The organism is Nitrincola sp. A-D6, assembly GCF_000764495.1.
Taxonomy (GTDB): Bacteria; Pseudomonadota; Gammaproteobacteria; order Pseudomonadales; family Balneatricaceae; genus Nitrincola.
The window spans coordinates 1-862 of the sequence record NZ_JRLB01000066.1; the positions used below are offsets into that span (position 1 = coordinate 1).

Annotated in this window: 2 protein-coding genes; both read left to right on the top strand. The window is 43.3% G+C overall.

All coding sequences use genetic code 11. From position 1 onward, the window contains the following. Window positions 1-239 (top strand): hypothetical protein (locus LH51_RS20860; protein WP_036522241.1); only part of this gene is annotated, 239 nt, incomplete at its 5' end. Between the two features lie 50 nt (window positions 240-289). Beyond that, window positions 290-862, top strand: a 573-nt coding sequence (locus LH51_RS11115; protein ID WP_200881973.1) for a hypothetical protein, incomplete at its 3' end; no start/stop codon positions are given.

The following is an 862-nucleotide window of genomic DNA, read 5'->3' on the forward strand; positions in this document are numbered from 1 at the left end:
ATTATCTGCGGACGTTTATCACCGATTTTATGACCAACCCGGACCCTCAATGGCTGAATCAGCTGGGACCTAAGCGTAAACCCAAGTATGTGCTGTGGATGGATTACTTCTTTTACAACATTGCCCGTTTGCAGCTACTGCCACAGTTTGCATTCAAGAAGCGTAAAACTGAAAAGGCGATTGAAGCGTTTATGCAGAATCCACGTACGGAGTTGTACACCAAGGATATGCCCTACTGATGGCGTTACCTCCAATTCAACTGATTCCCAATCCCACTGAAAACCCAGATGTGGTTGAAGCGATCAATCTCTCCATTACCCGGATTGATCAGGATACAATTGAGGTCCCCTCCATGGCCGCAATGGGAATCAATGTCTGGCTTAAAATTATCTTTTTTGCCATTTTTTTTGGTTCTATTGCGAATTATGATCCTGGCTGGTTTACCAAGGATGGTGAGCCAGGTATTGCTTATGAAAAAATTCATTACATGCTGTTTCGTGAGGAGTATATTATTTCTTCTTTTGAGTTTTATGAAGATATAAATAATCCTGGATTTACTAAAACTGGACGTTCATATGATGAATTTAAAAGGGATAGTCTTGAACGACACGGTCGAGGTATAGGCTGGGGGCTATTTGTCATAGGTTTTCTAGTGGTGCCTTGGATTTTATTCAATATCAGCGTTCAAAACCCCGTCCGTTTTGATCGTAAGCGTCGCATCGTGTATACCTGGTCGCGAGGGTGTTTTATGTGCATTCAGTTGCCGGAAAATACAGGTGATCCACTAGCACAGATCCGTGCCCATATCCCACATGCGCCCAAAGTAAAAGACCCTCATAATCCCGATGGAGCTCTGGTGTTT